Below are 17481 nucleotides of genomic sequence, written 5' to 3'. Positions count from 1 at the left end.
GATGATGAAATCTGCCTTAACGTCGATCATTCCTAGCCCCTTGCGCCTTCTGCAGCTTGCGCCGTCGAGTTGATGCGCGACTGGACAGCGCCGCTGCATGCACGCTACGAAAGGCTTATGATGCTCGGCACGCTTCTTTCGCTGCTGCGACTTACGCGCCCTTAGGCGCGCACTCCCGCATGCTCCGCGCATGCGATCCCGCCTAAGGGAACATGAAGCCGCTCGAAACGACCTCCAAGCATCCAGCGAGACCCATCATGCTGCGCGACCCCTCCGCGAAATACCGTCCTTTCCCGCAGATCGACCTGCCCGACCGGCAATGGCCGTCGCGCACGATCACCACGCCACCCCGCTGGCTCTCGACCGATCTGCGCGACGGCAACCAAGCGCTGATCGATCCGATGGATGCGGAGAAGAAGACACGGCTGTTCGACCTGCTGGTCAAGGTCGGCCTGAAGGAGATCGAAGTCGGCTTCCCTTCCGCCGGCGCCACCGAATTCGACTTCATCTCCGGTCTGGTACGGGGCGATCGCGTACCCGACGACGTCGCCATTCAGGTCCTGACGCAATCGCGCCGCGACCTGATCGAGACGAGCTTCGACAGCCTGCGCGGCAGCAAGAGGGCAATCGTGCACCTCTACAATGCGGTCAGCCCCGCCTGGCGCAAGATCGTCTTCGGCATGACGCGCAGCGAAGTGCGCGACATCGCGGTCGAGGGTGCCAAGATCGTGCGCGACTGCGCGGCGGCGCAGCCGGACACCGACTGGATATTCGAATATTCGCCCGAGACCTTCTCCACCGCCGAGCTCGATTTTTCGGTCGAGGTCTGCGCCGCCGTAATGGAAGTGTTGCAACCCACGCCGGACCGGCCGATCATCTTCAACCTGCCCGCGACGGTCGAATGTGCCACGCCCAACATCTATGCCGACCAGATCGAGTGGTTCGCGCTGCATATCCCGAACCGCGACAGCGTGGTCATCTCGCTGCACACGCATAACGATCGCGGTACCGGCGTGGCCGCGGCGGAGCTGGGGCTGATGGCTGGGGCCGACCGGATCGAAGGCTGCCTGCTCGGCAATGGCGAGCGCACCGGCAATTGCGACCTCGTCACCGTGGCGCTCAACATGTACACGCAAGGCATTGATCCGAAGCTGGATTTCTCTGATATTGATACGATTGTCAGCACGGTGAACTATTGCACCAACCTGCCCGTCCATCCGCGCACGCCCTACGCCGGCGATCTTGTCTTCACCGCCTTTTCGGGAAGCCACCAGGACGCGATCAAGAAGGGCTTCGCGGCGCAGGAAGCACGCAACGACACGCTGTGGGAGGTCCCTTATCTGCCGATCGACCCGGCCGATCTCGGTCGCAGCTACGAAGCGGTGATCCGCGTCAATTCGCAGTCCGGCAAAGGCGGGGTCGCCTGGGTAATTGAGCAGGACAAGGGGCTGAAACTGCCCAAAAGGTTGCAGGCAGACTTCAGCCGCCACGTCCAGGCGATGGCTGACGAGACCAGCCGCGAGTTGAACGCCGCCGACATCTGGAGCCGCTTCGAGGTCGCCTACCTGCCGAGCGGTCGCGATCGCTTCGCGCTGATCGATTATCAGGAAAGCCACGCCCCCGGCGGCATGCCCAGCACCTTCGCCGGCAAGGTACGTTTCGACGGCCAGGAACGCTCGATCAGCGGCCGCGGCAACGGGCTTATCTCAAGTGTTCTGGATGCGTTACGCGAGGATTGTGGCGTCGAGCTGGAAGTGGTGGACTATAACGAACATGCGCTCGGCCATGGATCGGACGCGCAGGCGGCGGCGTATCTCGAATGCCGCACACCATCTGACGCAATCGTGTTCGGGGTAGGCCTCGACACCGACGTCGCGACCGCCTCGGTGCGCGCCGTGCTGTCGGCCGCTAATCATATCTAAGACTGACTGTTCCCCGGCGGAGACCGGGGCCCAGGCGGACAGGTCGATGTAACGAAGCGTTACCGATACCACCATCGTTCCACGACTGTACCCCGGCCTTCGCCGGGGAACAGGCTAGGATTTCAATCGATCGAATTCCGCACCCGAACGATCTCACACCCGATTCCCGCATCCGGATAGATGTCGATCTTCATCGTCCGCACCCGTACCCGCCGCACCCGCACATCGCCTAGGCACAAGGCGGCGATCGTCTCGCACAACGTCTCCTGCAGCGCGAAACGCCGCGTCGCCGCCAGTTCCAGGATGCCCGCACGGACGAAATCGTAATCCAGCACGAGGTCGATGCGGTCCTCGTCCAGGGGTGCGGCATAATGGACAGTCATCTCGACCGACACGGTCACCGGTTGCGGCTCCGCCTCGTGCGGGTGGATGCCGAGCCGGATCATCACGCCAAGCCCGTCCAGCATGGTCGTGAACTCAGCCACGTGCGCGCTCGAACATCACGTCGCGGCCCAGTGGTAGAAAGCGTTGCCCGCCATCGACGAAGATCGTCTGGCCATGCAGGCCCCGCGCCTCCAGGAGGAAGGCGACTGCCGCTGCGATGTCCGCCGGATCGACGGCACGTTGCAGGAGATTGCGGCGTGACACTGCCTCGAACTCCGCCGCGCTCTGGTCGCCGCTCGGCAGCGACAGGCCGAGCGCCACCGCATTCACGCGCACGCGCGGCCCCAGCGCCTGGGCCAGCATCACCGTGGCACCGGCGAGCGCGGTCTTGCCGCCGGTATAGGAAAAGAAATCGGGGTTGAGGTTGGCCACTTTCTGGTCGAGCAGGTTGATCACCGCGCCGTCGCGCAGATCCTCCTGCCGCGCCAGCGCCGAGGCCAGCAGGACCGGCGCCGAATGACCGATCGCATAAAGCCGCTCGAGCAATGCCGGGTCCAGGTGTGGCGGCGTATCGTATTCGAACGCCGATGCGCTGTTGACCAGCCCGTCGATCGCCCTGCCCGCGATCTGCCGCGCGCGCGCGAACAGGTCGTCAATCGATGCCGTTTCGCCGAGATCGCCCTGTACGACGCCCAATGCGCCGATCTCGGTCGCCAGCGCCTCGGCCTCCGCTTGCGAGGTGCCGTAATGAATCACGATGCCGTGCCCGGCCGCGGCGAGCCGCCGGGCAATGATCGCACCCAGGCGCTTGGCGCCGCCGGTGACCAGAACGATGCGCGTCACTTGGCTCAGCAGCCCATCAAGGCGAGCACTTCCTTGCGGCTGCGCTCGTCATCGCGGAACACGCCCATCATCCGGCTAGTGACCATGTTAACCCCCGGCGTCCGCACGCCGCGCGCGGTCATGCAGGCATGACTTGCCTCGATGACCACGGCCACGCCGTGCGGCTTCAGATTGTCCCAGATGCAATCAGCCACTTCGGCGGTCAGCCGTTCCTGCACCTGCAGTCGCCGCGCAAAGGCATGCAGCACGCGCGCCAGCTTGGAGATGCCGACGACATGGTCACGCGGCAGATAGGCAATGTGCGCCTTGCCGATGATCGGCGCCATGTGATGCTCGCAATGCGACTGGAACGGGATGTCCTTCAGCAGCACGATCTCGTCATAGCCGCCGACTTCCTCGAACACGCGCGCCAGATGCAGCGCGGGATCCTCACCATAGCCGCTGCAATATTCCTTCCAGGCCCGTGCCACGCGGGCCGGGGTGTCGATCAGCCCCTCGCGCGTGGGATCGTCACCGGCCCATTCGATCAGCGTGCGAATGGCGTCCTGCACGGCGGCCGGCACCGGTAATTTGGTCGACGCAGCGACAAGATCGCCGCCCGTGGGATCGTCCGCACCCTCCGTCATGCATCGTTCCTCGGACGGCGCGGCGCAGTTGAGGCTACGGCAAGCGACGCTCGGTAATTGTTGGATCTCATAGAGCGACTGTCTCATTTAGGTGCCGACGCCGCAAGCCCGCATCAGCGCCACCGATATCGGATTGACGGCGCTGGCCGGCGGGCGCAGCTTTCGTCCGTTCATCAACGAACCGCGCCAGCCGACCAAGATCGGCGGCGCACAGGAGGGGATCATCATGAAGAAGTACGAACTGCTTGCGGCATCGGCTCTGGCGATGATCGCGGCCATGCCCGCGACGGCACAGGAATCCTCGCGGCCGCTCGCCGCGCCGGCGCAGGACGACAGCACCAGCCGCGACGATCAGGACGGCGACACCCAGGACCGCGACATCATCGTCACCGCCTTGAAGCGAGAACTGACGCTGCTCGATACGCCGGTCGCGGTCTCGGTCACCAGCGCGCAGACGATCGAGCAGGCGCAGATCCGCGACCTGATCGACCTTCAGTCCGTCGTTCCTTCGCTGCGCGTGGGGCAGTTGCAGAGTTCGGCCAACACCAATTTCATCATCCGTGGTTTCGGCAATGGCGCGAACAATGCCGGCATCGAGCCGTCGGTGGGCGTGTTCGTCGATGGCGTGTATCGCTCGCGCTCCGCGGCACAGATTACCGACCTGCCCAATCTGAAGCGTGTCGAAGTGTTGCGCGGCCCGCAATCGACCCTGTTCGGCAAGAACGCGTCGGCCGGTATCATCAGCATCGTCACCGCCGAACCCGCCTTCAAATTGGGCGGCTCGGCCGAGGCATCCTACGGGAATTACAATGCCGTCATCCTGAAGGGCGACGTCACCGGCCCGATCACCGACACGATCGCCTTCTCGCTGGCCGGCAATTACAATCACCGCGACGGTTACGTGCGGGATCTCGCGCTCGACGAAGAGACCAACAACCGCAATCGCTACGGCTTTCGCGGGCAATTGCTGTTCCAGCCGAGTTCAACCGTCAAGTTCCGGCTGATCGCCGATTACGACAAGGTCGACGAGAATTGCTGCGCCGTCGCCAACGTCATCGATGGCCCGACCGGCAATGCCGTGCGTGCGCTGGGCGGCCAGATTGATTCGGAAAACCCCTTCTCGTACGAGGTGTTCACCAACCGCCTCTCGACTAATAACATCAAGAATTACGGCGTGTCGCTGCAAGGCGATTTCGATCTCAACGATCAACTCACGCTGACCTCGATCTCGTCCTATCGCGGGGTTAAGCTGCGCACCGATCAGGATTCGGACTTCACCAGCGCGGACATTATCGGCAGCAACGCCAACCGCACGGATATCGACACCTATACGCAGGAACTGCGCCTCGCCTCCAACTTCGATGGTCCGCTCAACTTCCTCTTCGGCGGCTTCCTGTTTCATGAAAAGATCAGGGTCGAGGACGACCTGATCCAGGGCAGTCAGTTCCGCCAATACGTCAATCTGCTCAGCGGCAACGCCATTCCAACCGTCGAAGGCATTCTCGGCGTGCCTGTCGGCACCTTCTTCTCCCCCGGTAGCGGGCTGTTCGACAAGTTCCGCTACAAGGACAATTCCTTCTCGATCTTCGGGCAGGCGGACTACGAGATCACTGATGGCCTGACCTTCACCGCCGGGCTCAACTACACTCGCGACAAGAAGAAGGTCAGCTCTGACACGGTCAGCACCGATGCTTTCTCGGCGCTGGATTTCACCGCGATAGGTCGCCAGGTGCTGACGCAGCAGGCGCTCGCGACCACGGTCGGCCAGCTGCTCGGCCTGCCCGGGCAAGCCACTGCCGCGCAGATCCAGGCCTTCGCCGCGGCGCAGCCCGCCGGCTTCGCGCAAGTCCAGGCCGGTGCCGCGGCATTCGGCGCGGCCAACCAGTCCAACCCCGCCGTGAATCCGTTGCTCGCCTTGCAAGCATTGCAGTTCACGCCACCCTTCCTCAATTTTCCGAATGCGGTGGAGGACGGCCGGACCAATGACGACAACCTGTCGTACACGCTGCGCCTCGCCTACAAGGCAAACGCCAATCTCAGCTTCTACGCAACGCACGCGACGGGCTTCAAGGCGTCGTCGTTCAATCTGTCGCGCGACTCCCGCCCCCTCGCGAGCGACTTCATCCCCGGCTCGCCGGTGACGAATCCGGCGACCTCGCCGATCCGTGCTGCCGGCCTTGCGCTGCCCAACCTCAGCACCGGCTCGCGCTTTGCCCGGCCGGAAAAATCGAGCGTCTACGAGGTCGGCGTGAAGGGCCAGTACAACAACTTCGCCTTCAACGTTGCCGTATTCAAACAATATATCAAAGGCTTCCAGAGCAACGTGTTCACCGGCACCGGCTTTTCGCTCGCCAATGCCGAGAAGGAATCGGTGTTCGGCATCGAGTTCGACGGCAGCGTAACGCCGGTGCGCCCGCTGACGCTGAACCTCGCAGTCACCTATCTCGATCCGACATACGATTCGTTCGACACTGGCGGCGCGATCGGCCCGGCGCTGACCGTCGTGCCGACCAACCTGACCGGCACCCGCCCCGGCGACATACCCGAATTCTCGGTCTCCACCGGCGCCACGTTCACGCAGGAACTAACCCCCGACATCAAGCTGCTGCTGCGCGGCGACTGGCAGTATGAAAGCAACACGCGCATCGCCAGCGGCGTGCTGGATATCCGCCGCAAGGTTAGCCAGATCAACCTCGCCGCGACGGTCGAATTCGACAATGGTCTGCAGCTCTCGGCGTTTGGCCGCAACGTCAACAACAACCGCTATCTGACCTTCTACTTCCCCTCGGTTGCGCAGCAGGGCAGCATTTCGGCCTATCCCAGCCAGCCGCGCACCTATGGCATCACCGCGCGCTACAAATTCTAGCATGGTGGTCGCAGGGCGGAGCGGCGCGCGGACATGCAACGAATCCCGCCCTCCTGCGCTGAACCCCCATAGCCAGGAGGAATGCCATGACACTGAAAAAAGGTGATGAAGTCAGCTGGAAGTCGCACGGCGGCACCGCACACGGCGTGGTCGAGAAGAAGCAGACCACCCCGACAACGATCAAGGGCCACAAGGTCGCCGCATCCCAGGACAATCCCGAGTTCATTGTAAGGAGTGACAATGGCGGAAAGGCAGCGCACAAGGAGGGCGCGCTGAAGAAGGCGTAAACCGATGTCGGCTTGAACGGCACATCAGGAAGGAATTTTTAATGGCGAAGACCCCCACTAAGGCAGAGGCGCCCAAGAAGGCCGCGGCGCCCAAGAAGCCCGCTGCTGCCAAGGATGCAGCCCCCAAGACCGGCGGCATCCACGCCCCTGTACAGCCTTCTCCGGAGCTCGGCGAGATCGTCGGCAACGACAAGCTGCCTCGCAGCGAAGTGATCAGCAAGGTCTGGGTGTATATCAAGAAGCACGACCTCCAGAATCCCGAGAACAAGCGCGAGATCCTGGCGGACGACAAGCTGAAGAAGGTCTTCGGTCGCGACAAGTGCACGATGTTCGAGATGAACAAGTACATCTCGCAGCACGTTAAGGCGTAATGCGCCGCTCCCCGGGGGTGCTGCCTGCGATGGTGGTGCCCCCGGCGAGATTCGAACACGCGGCCTACGGTTTAGGAAACCGTTGCTCTATCCGGCTGAGCTACGGGGGCATCCTCGTCGCTGGTAAGCGGTAGCCACGGTGGGGTCAATCGGCCGACCGGGCGCGAGTTCATCTTCATCCATTATCACAAGTGGACGGTGCCACGTTCCTTGCTCCGCCGGCGCCCAGGCGGACAGGTGGCCGTTACAAAGCGCCGCGCCTCTCACGCATGTTCCGCGACTGGACCCCGGCCTTCGCTGGGGAACAAGTCAGCCGCTCACACTCAGCGTTCCTTAGCGACGGCAAGCCCAACGTACCGAACGTGCCGCTCATAACTCGACGCCGGCTATCCAGCGACGCTGCGCCCTGACCTCACATCCCCGTTAGGGAGATCAGCAAAAGCCGACAGCCGCGCTAATTCAACGCCTCAGGCGGCACCACCGGGACCAGCAACGGCGCGATCGCGACACCCTCGTCGAGCAGCGCCTCCGCTTCAGCGCGGGTCGATTGCCCGTGGATCGGCGTCGCTTCCTCCTTCCCGGCATGCATGGCACGGGCGCGATCGGCGAAGCCACGCCCGACCCATTGCGACGTTTCAAGCGCCTTGGCTTGCGCCTCGACCAGCGAAAGCAACGCCGCCTTCATCCCCTCTGCCGTGATTGCGGGCGGCACCCTGGACGGCACCGGCACCCGCGCAGCCGCTGGTTTCGAAACACCCTCCGGCGGGCGTACGCGTACTGCCTTGCTATTGCTCTTGGCTGCGACGTTCGGCGCCATCACCGCCTTGATCACGTCGCAATCGCCGCAAATCGGGCACGACACCAGTCCGCGTGCGCGCTGGTCCTCGAATCCGGCACTCGACCCGAACCAGGCTTCGAACACATGCGCATTATCGCATCTGAGATCGAAGACGATCACGCCAACGACACCGGCGGGATCGGGCGACGATGCTGCAGCACCGGGATGCGCCCGCGAACGTCCGCCACCCTGGCGGGATCGATGTCCGCGAAGCCCAGGCCCGCCCCCTCCCCCATGTCGAGCACGATCTCCCCCCACGGATCGACCACCAGCGAGTGACCGAACGTCTCGCGCCCATCCTCGTGCCGACCGGTCTGCGCCGCGGCGAACACCCATGCGCCAGCCTCGATCGCGCGTGCCCGCAGCAGGACGTGCCAATGCGCCACGCCGGTAGGCTTGGTGAACGCCGCCGGCACGCTGAAGATCGTCGCGCCCGCATCACTCAGCGCGCGGTAAAGATCGGGAAAGCGCAGATCGTAGCAGATCGTCGAGCCCAACAGCCCCAGCGGTGTTTCCACCACAATAGCGCTGCCACCGGGCGCGTAGGCAGCGGACTCGCGCCAGCTCTCCCCGGTCGGCAGGTCGACGTCGAACAGATGAATCTTGTCATAGCGCGCGCGAACAGCGCCGCGATCGTCGATCACGAAGCCACGATTGGCGAACTTGCCGTCGGGCCGGCGCATCGCCAGCGAGCCGAGCTGCACCCACAGCTTATGCTCGGCAGCGGCAGCCCGTACCGCCGACAGCACCGCATCCTGTTCTTCGGGGACGATCTTCGGCCCGCCACGAACACGGTCGCGATCGATCATGCCGGACATCTCGGGGGTGAACAACATCGTTGCACCGCCGACTGCTCCCTCGGCAATCGCCTCGCACAACCTGCCTGCATTGACCTCGGGATCGATCCCGCTGGTCATCTGCAGCACGGCCGCCTTCATGCCGCCAACAGGGCGTCCAGCTTTCCGGCGCGTTCGAGCGCAGCGAGGTCGTCCGATCCGCCGACATGCTTTCCATTGATGAACACCTGCGGCACCGTCGTGCCGCCGTTTGCGCGTGACAGCATCTCGCCGCGCTTGGGGCCACCCATCGTGATGTCGAATTCCTCGACCTCCACGTTCTTGGACGACAACAGCTTCAATGCCCGCGAGCAATACGGGCAGAAGGCTTTGGTATAGATTTCGACTTTGGCCATGTGCCTGAAATGTGGTGCCGAACCGCGCTTGTCAATCGTCGCCCGTCTCGGCCAGTACGCGCGCCCAGCACAGGATCGTCACGCTCGCGGCGCCCGCCCGCCGCAAGACGGCCGTACATCCGTCGCTGGTCGCCCCGCTGGTATGCACGTCGTCGATCAGCACCACCGCTTTGCCCGCCACCCGCTCCTTGTCGACGATGCGGAAGGCGCCTGCCACCGCCTTGGCCCGGCCACGCTGCCCCAGGCCCCTCAATGGCGGCGTCGCTTTCACGCGCCATAACGAATACGGATCGGTCGGCACGCCGCTCACCCGTGACAATGCCTGTGCGATCAGCGCCGCCTGGTTGAAGCCGCGCGACCAGATCCGCCAGCGATGCAACGGCACCGGCACCAGCAGCTCCGCCCCCTCCGGCATCAAACGCGCCATCGTCCGGGCGACCGTCTCCGCAAAGGCCGTGCGCCCGCCATATTTCAGCCGCAGCGCCACCGTCCGCGCGACATCGCCATAGGCGACGGCGGCACGCACCCCGGCATGGCGTGGCGGATGCGCCAGGCACGCGCCGCACAAGGCACCCGCGCCGCGATCATGCTCGAACGGCAGGTTGCAGCCCGCGCACCATGGCGGTCCCAGAAACCTGAGCGAGCCGAAACAGGTCGCACAGAAGCGATGATCCTCGATCATCACCGCACCACAGCCGGGGCAGCGCGGCGGCAGCGCGAGACCGGCGACATAGTGCAGAGGCTTGAGCAGCGGCGACACACGCTCTTGTCGCCGCGGCGCGCAAGCGGCACAAGCCCAGGCGTGACACCGCCCGAGATATTCGATCGCACGCTGCGCCGCCTGCGCCGCGACCGCGCCGCCGCCGGCTATGCCGATCACGCATTCCTGCGCGAGGCCATGCTGGAGGGCATTGCCGAGCGTATCGATGCCGTCACGCGCGACTTCAGCGATGTACTGGATCTCGGCTGCTTCGATGGCAGCTTCGTGGCACCCGCAGGTGCTACGATCACGCGCATCGATCCCGGCCGCGCCTTCGCCGCCGGTGTCGGCGGCATCCAGGCGGACGAGGATCGTCCGAGCTTCGCCGACGGCGCGTTCGACCTGATCGTCGCGGCCGGCACGCTCGATACCGTGAGCGATCTCCCGGGCGCGCTGGCGTTGGCGCGCCGCGCGTTGCGGCCGGACGGCCTGTTCCTTGGCGCGTTCACCGGCGGCAACACCCTGTCGACGTTGCGCGCCGTCTTACGCGAGGCGGAAGGCGACATGCCCGTCGCCCGCATCCATCCACAGGTCGATGTGCGCGCGGCCGGTGACCTGTTGATGCGCGCCGGGTTCGCGCTGCCGGTGGCGGATGTTGAAACGCTGACGGTGCGCTATGGCAACGTGTGGGGCCTGATGCGTGATCTCAGGGGAATGGCCGGCACCAACCTGTTACCCGGCACCCCGCCGCTGCGGCGCGACACGCTCTCCCGGATCGACCAGGCGTTCACCGCGCGCGCCCATCCTGACGGTCGTACCGCGGAACGTTTCGACATCATCTACCTGACCGGCTGGGCACCGGCGCCGAGCCAACCACAACCTGCGCGCCACGGCAGCGCGACGGCGTCGCTCACCGACGCGTTGAAAAGCCGCAGCTAGCAAATTCAGCCATCGTGCTCCCGGCGCAGGCCGGGGTTCAGTAGCGAAACACGAATGAGGGCAAGCAGGACTGCGTCAAAACTGTCGGGCCAGCATCCCGGTCGGCACGTTACACCAGCACGTATCCCGTTGTATTAAGCCAAGCGCTTATCGCGAACGGGCGCTCCTTCGCCCCCGCGCGTCCGAACGTCAGCCGATCAAGCCATTCCCCGCCGCCTTGGCCAGCATGCGGCCCATGGCGTCGAACAGCGCATCCATCGCCACCGGCTTGAACAACACGTCGTCTGCGCCCTGCGCCAGGCAACGCTCGCGCAGATCAACCGCCGTATCGGCCGTGACGACGATGATCGGCAAGTGCGCCTTGGCGTCGCCCCGCGCGCGGATATGCTGGATCGCGGTGAGGCCGTCCATGCCGGGCATCCGCAAGTCGACCAGGATAATCGCATAATCGTTATGCTCGATCAGCTGCAGCCCGATCTCTGCGCTCTCCGCGCCGGTCATGGTGGCGCCGGCGACATCCATCATGTCCCCCACCACCCGACGGTTCATCGGGTCGTCCTCGATGAAGAGGACTTTCATTGCCGGGCGGCCGATGGATCAATAACATTCGACATAAGTTCTTGACCCTATCGTCTCATGCCGCACGCGAAACAAGACGCTCCGGGGTCAGTTTTGAGGTCGGATAAATAATATCTGCCAAAGCGGTGCCCGGGACTGGCTTCGGAATGATGATATCGATGCCTGCCGCTACGATTTCCGCGCGTTTTTCGTCATCGAGGCCAGCCCAGAGCAAGGCGGTTTCCGCACCTGCCGCCTTCGCCGCGGTAGCAATCTCCGACAAAGCGGCCAAAGGATCGGGCGCGGCCTTGACCGTCGCGTCATCGATCAGCACTGTGGCGACTTGGCCGGCACCCAGCCGCTCCAATGCCGCATCCACCGTATCGGCGAACAGCACGCGACCGGCGCGCTCCTCCAGCAACGCGCGCAACATGCTGCGCGTGATCGGGCTGCGATCGAAGATAAGCAGCGCATTCCCGTCCTGTTGCGCAGCGACCGCCACGGGCAATTCCGCTGTGATCAACGGCAAGTCGACGGTGAACGTCGATCCTTCGCCCGCCGCGCTCCTGACGTGGATGTCGCCGTTCATGGCCCGCGCCAGGTTTCGGCAGATCGCCAGGCCCAGCCCAGTGCCCCCGAACTGGCGGGTGGTGCCGGCATCGACCTGACGGAACGATTCGAACACCAGTTCCTGCTTGTCTGGCGGAATGCCCAGGCCGGTATCGCTGACGGTGATGATGAGCCGCTCGTCGGCAGCCCGCGCACTCACCTCGACCCCGCCCTTGGCAGTGAACTTCAGGGCGTTCGACAGCAGGTTGAATACGATCTGCCGCAAGCGCGCGGGATCGCCCATGATCCAGCCGGGCGCCTCGTCGAGCAGCAGCGCAAAATCCACGCCACGCGATCTCGCTTGCTCCTGCCACATGCGGGAAACATCGGTCAGCGTCGCCGCCAGGTCGAACGGGATATCCTCGATCGTCAAGTTGCCGGTCTCCATCTTGGCCACGTCCAGGATGTCGTCGACCAACGCACACATCGTCACGCCGGCGCTATGCACCACGTTGATCCGCTCGCGGATCGGCGGGTCGAGCGTGCGATCCGCCAGCATGACCTGAGTCATGCCGAGGATGCCGTTCAGCGGCGTGCGAATCTCGTGGCTCGTCGTGGCGAGGAACTCCGTCTTGGCAGCAAGCGCCTTGCCCAAGGCGACGTTGGTGGATGCGAGATCGACGTTTGCCGCGCGCGTTTCGTTGCGGCTGCGCCGCAGCGTCCAGATGCCGAACGCCAGCATCCCCACGATCAACGCCACGACCGCCGCGATGCCGATCGCCACGTTCTGCCGCGTTCTGGCCCGCGCCCGCTCGTAATCGATATTGCGCTGTAACTCGTCCGCCTTCAGCTTGGCGATGCGAAGCTCTTGATTAGCAAAGTCGAATCGTGCCGCCGCCAGCGACGTGTTGGCCGAAGAGGCCAATTTGGATGTCTGATCGTCGAGCCGCTTGAGAGCCTCGAGGTGGAGCAACGCCTGCCGCTCGTCACCGACTTTCTTGAAGATCTCATACGCGGTTCTATGGCCTTCGCGCATTTCTAGGGTCGTCGTCGCTAGGTCCACCCCAGCAAAAGTACGATTGATTAAGCTGACCGCGCGCGCATCCTGCCCTCGGAGAAAAGCGGCGTTGGCGGCAAGCACCCAGAACTGGCTCCGAGCTACTGCAGCATCGGGATCTGCACTTATTATAAACCCTCGAGCAATGGTTTCATCGGCAGCATCTATTTGACCGCGCACTAGTTGACCGCGCGCGATGTTGCTAAGAACGCGAGCCTCCATGGCCGGGCTCTTCTGATTACGAGCTATTTCCAGTGCGCGGCGTATCTCCTTTTCAGCTTCGGCAACACGGCCAAGCTCTTTTAAGGCATTTGCTCTGTTGTTATAGATCACATATAGAAACTGGGGATCAGCCCGGTATATGTCCAACGCTTGATCATAATATTTTAGTGAGTTATTGTAATCTTTAGCTTCCTGATACAGCAAGGCTATATTGGACAGCGAAATAGCCTGTCTTCTGATGTCTCCTATATCGACAAATACATCATGCGCTTTCTGGTAATCATAAAGTGCGGCCGCAACCTTGGCATTAGCGGCGTTGATCCCTCCTCTGGATAAAAGCAAATCACCACTAAGCTTCGTTGCCGCCCCTGCATGCTGAACCATCTTTATCGCTGCGTCGATCAAGGTTGCGGCCTCGGGAAGGTTATTTAGACGCAGATACGCTTCACCTCGAAGCCACTGAGCGGTAGCAATGCTCACATTGCGTCGAGGGCCGTCCAGCCTAGAAGCCAGTTCTTCGGCAAGCCGGGCGCGCTGAGCGGTCTTTGCTGGGTCAATCAACATCATCGCTTTTGCGTCGGCGATTGCCGCGTCGAATCGCGCGCGAGCGTCTGCCGCGCGGCTCGCAACGGCTGAGGGAACAGCAGCGGATGTCACCGCGGCCGTCATTGAGAAGATCAACGCAATCAGCGCTAAGAAGGGCGGTCTCATACCACCAGCCTAGTCGTCATGCCTTAAAGCGGCGCTAATAGATCATAGCGCCTTCAGGCGCGCTTCCAGAAGCTTGGCGGGCGGCTGAACATGGATTCGGGATGATTGTCCGGAAGCTCCCACTGATCGTGCCGCAAATACTCGCGAAAAGCTTCGATGGAGATCGGCCGGCTGATCAGATATCCTTGCACCATGTCGCAGCCCATCACCGTGAGGAGCGCCATCGCCGCCTGGGTTTCGACGCCTTCCGCCGTGACTTCCATATCCAATGCGTGCGCAAGATCGATGGTGGACCGAACGATTAATGGATCGCGCTGACTGCTCGTCAAATTCAGTACGAACAACTTGTCGATCTTCAACTCGCGCGCCGGCAGCTGTTTCAGGTAAGCAAGTGACGAAAGCCCCGCACCATAATCATCGATCGCGATCGTGACACCGACCGCTGCTAATATCTGCAGATGAGCAATGGCCACATCCGGATCACGAATCACGGATGTCTCGGTGATTTCGAACCCTATTCTCGTGCTGCCCTCGCGTACCTTGCGACATGCCGCGTCGACGAATTCGGTGTCTGCGAGCAGTTGACCCGAGATGTTGATGAAGATCATCATATCGTGACCGTCCGCCGACAGACGCTTCTGATCTTCGATCACCTGATCCAGAGTCCAGAGCGTCAGCGGTCCGATCTCACCGATCTCTTCGGCCAACGTGATGAAGTCGCCGGGCGATATCAGGCCGCGTGTCGGGTGCTGCCAGCGCACCAGAGCCTCTGCACTGGCGACTTCCTGCCGCCGCACGTTAACCTTCGGCTGATATTGCAGAAACATCTCGCAATTTGCGATCGCCGGGGGAAGATCACGTGCCAGCGTCAAGCGGTCAAATGCCGGAGTACCCGCGGATAGATCGCGAATGACGATCCGCTTCTCCAAGCGTGCCTGCTCCAACGCGCCCTCAGCCTCCTCGGCCAACCGCACATCCTCCGTATGGCCGACCGGATCGGCCGCACCGGCCAACAGCATCTCGAAACCAACAGGCTCGCCTTCAAACTCTCGCACCCGGGCGAATGTCGCTCGCAACTCGTCGAGTGCTGCTTCCAAGTCGGCCAGTGCCCCACCTTCGAACGATATTTCCAGCGCCGTCCGGCCAATCGCTCTTACCCGCGCCCGCGGCAGCACCGCGACGATGTGTGCTTCGGCATCTGCCAACAGCCTGTTAGCGCCTTCGATACCCAATTGACGACGTAACGCCGCAAAGTTGCCGATCTCAGCCAAACAAAGGAAGCGCCACACCGGGTTTGCGGAATCTGCGAGGTGCCAGCTTTTTGATAGCTGTGTCGCCCCACCCCAGTCCGTCGCGCTGTCCCTACTTGGTTCGACTTCATTGGTGCCGACGCACGATAAGATCGGCGACCGCTCCGGCACCCAACCTTTCGTCTTGGCAGCAGAGGGTGGCAATGCCCGGACCATCGGGGATGCCTAGCGGATAAGTCCTGAAGAAAGCTTTAACCCCTTCCTGCCGGCGATTGTACCGCGAAGGAATCGATTGTCTGATGGTTAAAGATCAATTAACCAGTCAGAGCATCCAACTGGATGCTGATAAGGGAGATAACCCATGCTGAAGTTCCTTCTCTCGCTCATCTACGGCGACAACGCTCGTCCCTGGTAAGCGAATTCGTCGGTCCGGAACCCGCTAAGCCCTTGTTGCTTATCCGAGTTTGGCCACAGTGCCGGATCGACACCTAGCTCCTCGACGAAGCCCACACTGATTTCAGAAGTACATCGCCGTGAGCGAATCACCCTCGCTCTGTCGGCAATCCTGGCTGTTGGCCTCGTGTCGGAGCTGCGGCGGTCCGGCGCAGCAGCGTCCCCGGAGGCCACCCGGGGTCAGGCGTCGGCTGTCGCTCGCTTTTGGGCGTGCGTCGGAACGGGGTTCGAAAACTCCATCTCGATATCCACCGATCCGTATTTCAGCGTCACCAAGTCCTGAGCGTAATTTTGGTATAGCTTCCAGGGCCAGCGGTGGCCCTGCTTGGGAAACTTCTCCATCGCCCGCGTGACATAGCCTGAGGTGAAGTCGAGGAATGGCTGCGGCTTTAGTGCCTCCGCCCCGATCCGCGGCGTCGTCTGACGTAATCCACGCTTTTGCAACGTGTTTAGCAAGCGGCAGACATAGAAGCAGGTGAGGTCGGCTTTTAGGGTCCAGGATGCATTTGTGTAGCCAAAGGAATGTGCCAAGTTGGGTACGCCCGAATACATCATTCCCTTGTAATTATAGGTGCTTGCCAGATCGACCGGCACCCCATCCACTTCGAACGCCACATCGCTCAACAATTGTAACTCCAGTCCGGTGGCGGTTACGACGACATCCGCCGCGAGCTCACGTCCACCTTCCAGCAGGATGCCGCCGGGGGTGAAGTGGGCGATCCGGTCCGTTACCACCTCGGCGGCACCGCTTTTCAGCGCATCGAACAAGTCGGCGTCGGGCACCAGGCACAGGCGCTGGTCCCACGGATTGTAGCGCGGGGTGAAGTGCGTGCCGACATCGTAATCGGGGCCAAGATGCACGCGCACCATGGCGAGCAGTCGCTCCTTCACCTTCTCCGGTTTTCTGCGTGCCAGATTGAAGAAGAACATGCTGAACAGCACATTCTTCCACCGCGTGATCCCATAGGCCGCCTTCGCCGGCAGCTTCGCGCGCAGCCAATTGGCGAAGCGGTCCTCGCTTGGCCGCGAGACGACATAGGTCGGCGAGCGCTGCAGCATCGTCACATGGGCCGCGCTCTTGGCCAGTTCCGGCACCAGCGTCACGGCCGTCGCGCCGCTGCCGATCACCACCACGCGCTTGCCGGCGTAGTCCAGGTCGCTCGGCCAGTGCTGCGGATGGACGATGCGCCCGCCAAAGTCGGCCGCGCCGGCAAATTCCGGCGTGTGCCCCGCGGCATAATTGTAATAGCCCGAGCACATGAAAAGGAAGCTGCAGGTATAGCTGACCGGCCCGTCGGGTCCTTCCGCCTGCACGGTCCAACGCGCCTCGTCGGTCGACCAGGCGGCGGACTTTACATGCTGGCGATAGCGGATGTGCCGGTCGATGCCGTTCTCGCGCGCTGTCTGGGTGACGTAATCCAGGATCGCCGGACCATCGGCGATCGCCTTGGCCTGGGTCCAGGGTTTGAAGGAATATCCGAGCGTATACATGTCGGAATCCGAGCGGATCCCCGGATAGCGGAACAGGTCCCAGGTGCCGCCGAGCTGCGCCCTACCCTCCAGGATGACATAGCTGCGATCTGGGCAGAGCGTCTGCAGATGATATCCCGCGCCGATCCCCGACAGGCCGGCGCCGACCACGACTACGTCGAAATGCTCTGACGACATCCTCTTCTCCTGCACCGACGATAGGGCATGTGTCGGTTGCAGAGA

At 62.8% G+C, this 17481-nt stretch carries 16 protein-coding genes and 1 tRNA gene; 5 read left to right on the top strand and 12 right to left on the bottom strand.

Features of this window, described 5'->3' with window-relative positions:
- Positions 1-257 precede the first annotated feature (257 nt).
- Positions 258-1922, top strand: coding sequence for a 2-isopropylmalate synthase (leuA, locus tag NV382_RS00625; RefSeq protein ID WP_260598634.1), 1665 nt, complete (start codon positions 258-260; stop codon positions 1920-1922).
- Between the two features lie 122 nt (positions 1923-2044).
- On the opposite strand, the gene NV382_RS00620 is transcribed toward leuA, so the two are convergent.
- The 3 genes from NV382_RS00620 to folE are packed head-to-tail and all read right to left on the bottom strand — an operon-like array spanning position 2045 to position 3775.
- Positions 2045-2389 carry a dihydroneopterin aldolase gene (locus NV382_RS00620; protein WP_418066806.1) on the bottom strand — a complete coding sequence of 115 codons (345 nt, stop codon included), beginning with the start codon at positions 2387-2389 and terminating at the stop codon, positions 2045-2047.
- A 10-nt stretch (positions 2390-2399) separates the two neighbouring features.
- Positions 2400-3149, bottom strand: a complete 750-nt coding sequence (locus NV382_RS00615) for an SDR family oxidoreductase (protein WP_260598632.1) — start codon at positions 3147-3149, stop codon at positions 2400-2402.
- 5 nt (positions 3150-3154) lie between these two features.
- Positions 3155-3775, bottom strand: a complete 621-nt coding sequence (gene folE, locus NV382_RS00610; RefSeq protein WP_260598631.1) for a GTP cyclohydrolase I FolE — start codon at positions 3773-3775, stop codon at positions 3155-3157.
- Between the two features lie 91 nt (positions 3776-3866).
- Here folE and NV382_RS00605 point away from each other — a divergent pair, with 91 nt between their 5' ends.
- From NV382_RS00605 to NV382_RS00595, 3 genes are all read left to right on the top strand, one after another.
- A complete protein-coding gene (locus NV382_RS00605; protein ID WP_260598630.1) occupies positions 3867-6641 on the top strand; it encodes a TonB-dependent receptor in 2775 nt (924 codons plus the stop codon).
- A gap of 86 nt (positions 6642-6727) precedes the next feature.
- Positions 6728-6928: a hypervirulence associated TUDOR domain-containing protein gene (locus NV382_RS00600; RefSeq protein WP_260598629.1), complete on the top strand. Its 201-nt coding sequence runs from the start codon at positions 6728-6730 to the stop codon at positions 6926-6928.
- Positions 6929-6969: 41 nt separating this feature from the next.
- Positions 6970-7299 (top strand): SWIB/MDM2 domain-containing protein, encoded by a 330-nt coding sequence (locus NV382_RS00595; RefSeq protein ID WP_418066724.1) that lies wholly within the window; start codon positions 6970-6972, stop codon positions 7297-7299.
- A 33-nt stretch (positions 7300-7332) separates the two neighbouring features.
- Here NV382_RS00595 and NV382_RS00590 read toward each other — a convergent pair.
- From NV382_RS00590 to NV382_RS00570, 5 genes are all read right to left on the bottom strand, one after another.
- A tRNA-Arg gene (locus tag NV382_RS00590) sits at positions 7333-7409 on the bottom strand.
- A gap of 344 nt (positions 7410-7753) precedes the next feature.
- Positions 7754-8257, bottom strand: coding sequence for a DUF1178 family protein (locus NV382_RS00585; RefSeq protein ID WP_260598628.1), 504 nt, complete (start codon positions 8255-8257; stop codon positions 7754-7756).
- The gene (locus NV382_RS00580; protein WP_260598627.1) at positions 8254-9075 is read right to left on the bottom strand and encodes a carbon-nitrogen hydrolase family protein; all 822 of its coding nucleotides are present in this window, start codon (positions 9073-9075) and stop codon (positions 8254-8256) included. Before NV382_RS00580 ends, NV382_RS00585 begins: the two co-directional genes overlap by 4 nt.
- Positions 9072-9329, bottom strand: coding sequence for a glutaredoxin 3 (grxC, locus tag NV382_RS00575; RefSeq protein WP_260598626.1), 258 nt, complete (start codon positions 9327-9329; stop codon positions 9072-9074). The genes NV382_RS00580 and grxC overlap by 4 nt, the downstream gene beginning before the upstream one ends.
- Before the next feature lie 31 nt (positions 9330-9360).
- Positions 9361-10089, bottom strand: a complete 729-nt coding sequence (locus tag NV382_RS00570; protein ID WP_260598625.1) for a ComF family protein — start codon at positions 10087-10089, stop codon at positions 9361-9363.
- 42 nt (positions 10090-10131) lie between these two features.
- Here NV382_RS00570 and NV382_RS00565 point away from each other — a divergent pair, with 42 nt between their 5' ends.
- A complete protein-coding gene (locus NV382_RS00565; RefSeq protein ID WP_260598624.1) occupies positions 10132-10968 on the top strand; it encodes a class I SAM-dependent methyltransferase in 837 nt (278 codons plus the stop codon).
- 189 nt (positions 10969-11157) lie between these two features.
- Here the strand turns inward: NV382_RS00565 and NV382_RS00560 are convergent, their stop codons facing one another.
- The 4 genes from NV382_RS00560 to NV382_RS00545 all read right to left on the bottom strand — a co-directional run bounded on the left by NV382_RS00560 (position 11158) and on the right by NV382_RS00545 (position 17436).
- Positions 11158-11547, bottom strand: coding sequence for a response regulator (locus NV382_RS00560; protein ID WP_260598623.1), 390 nt, complete (start codon positions 11545-11547; stop codon positions 11158-11160).
- Between the two features lie 55 nt (positions 11548-11602).
- Positions 11603-13921: an ATP-binding protein gene (locus NV382_RS00555; protein ID WP_260598622.1), complete on the bottom strand. Its 2319-nt coding sequence runs from the start codon at positions 13919-13921 to the stop codon at positions 11603-11605.
- 197 nt (positions 13922-14118) lie between these two features.
- Positions 14119-15531 (bottom strand): EAL domain-containing protein, encoded by a 1413-nt coding sequence (locus tag NV382_RS00550; protein ID WP_260598621.1) that lies wholly within the window; start codon positions 15529-15531, stop codon positions 14119-14121.
- Positions 15532-15948: 417 nt separating this feature from the next.
- Entirely contained in the window at positions 15949-17436 is a 1488-nt protein-coding gene (locus tag NV382_RS00545) for a flavin-containing monooxygenase (RefSeq protein ID WP_260598620.1), read from the bottom strand.
- Positions 17437-17481 lie beyond the last annotated feature (45 nt).

Origin of the sequence: Sphingomonas endolithica, assembly GCF_025231525.1 — a bacterium.
GTDB lineage: Bacteria > Pseudomonadota > Alphaproteobacteria > Sphingomonadales > Sphingomonadaceae > Sphingomonas > Sphingomonas endolithica.
The sequence above is the reverse complement of the archived record's forward strand: the minus strand, read 5'-3'. Positions and strand labels throughout refer to the sequence as shown.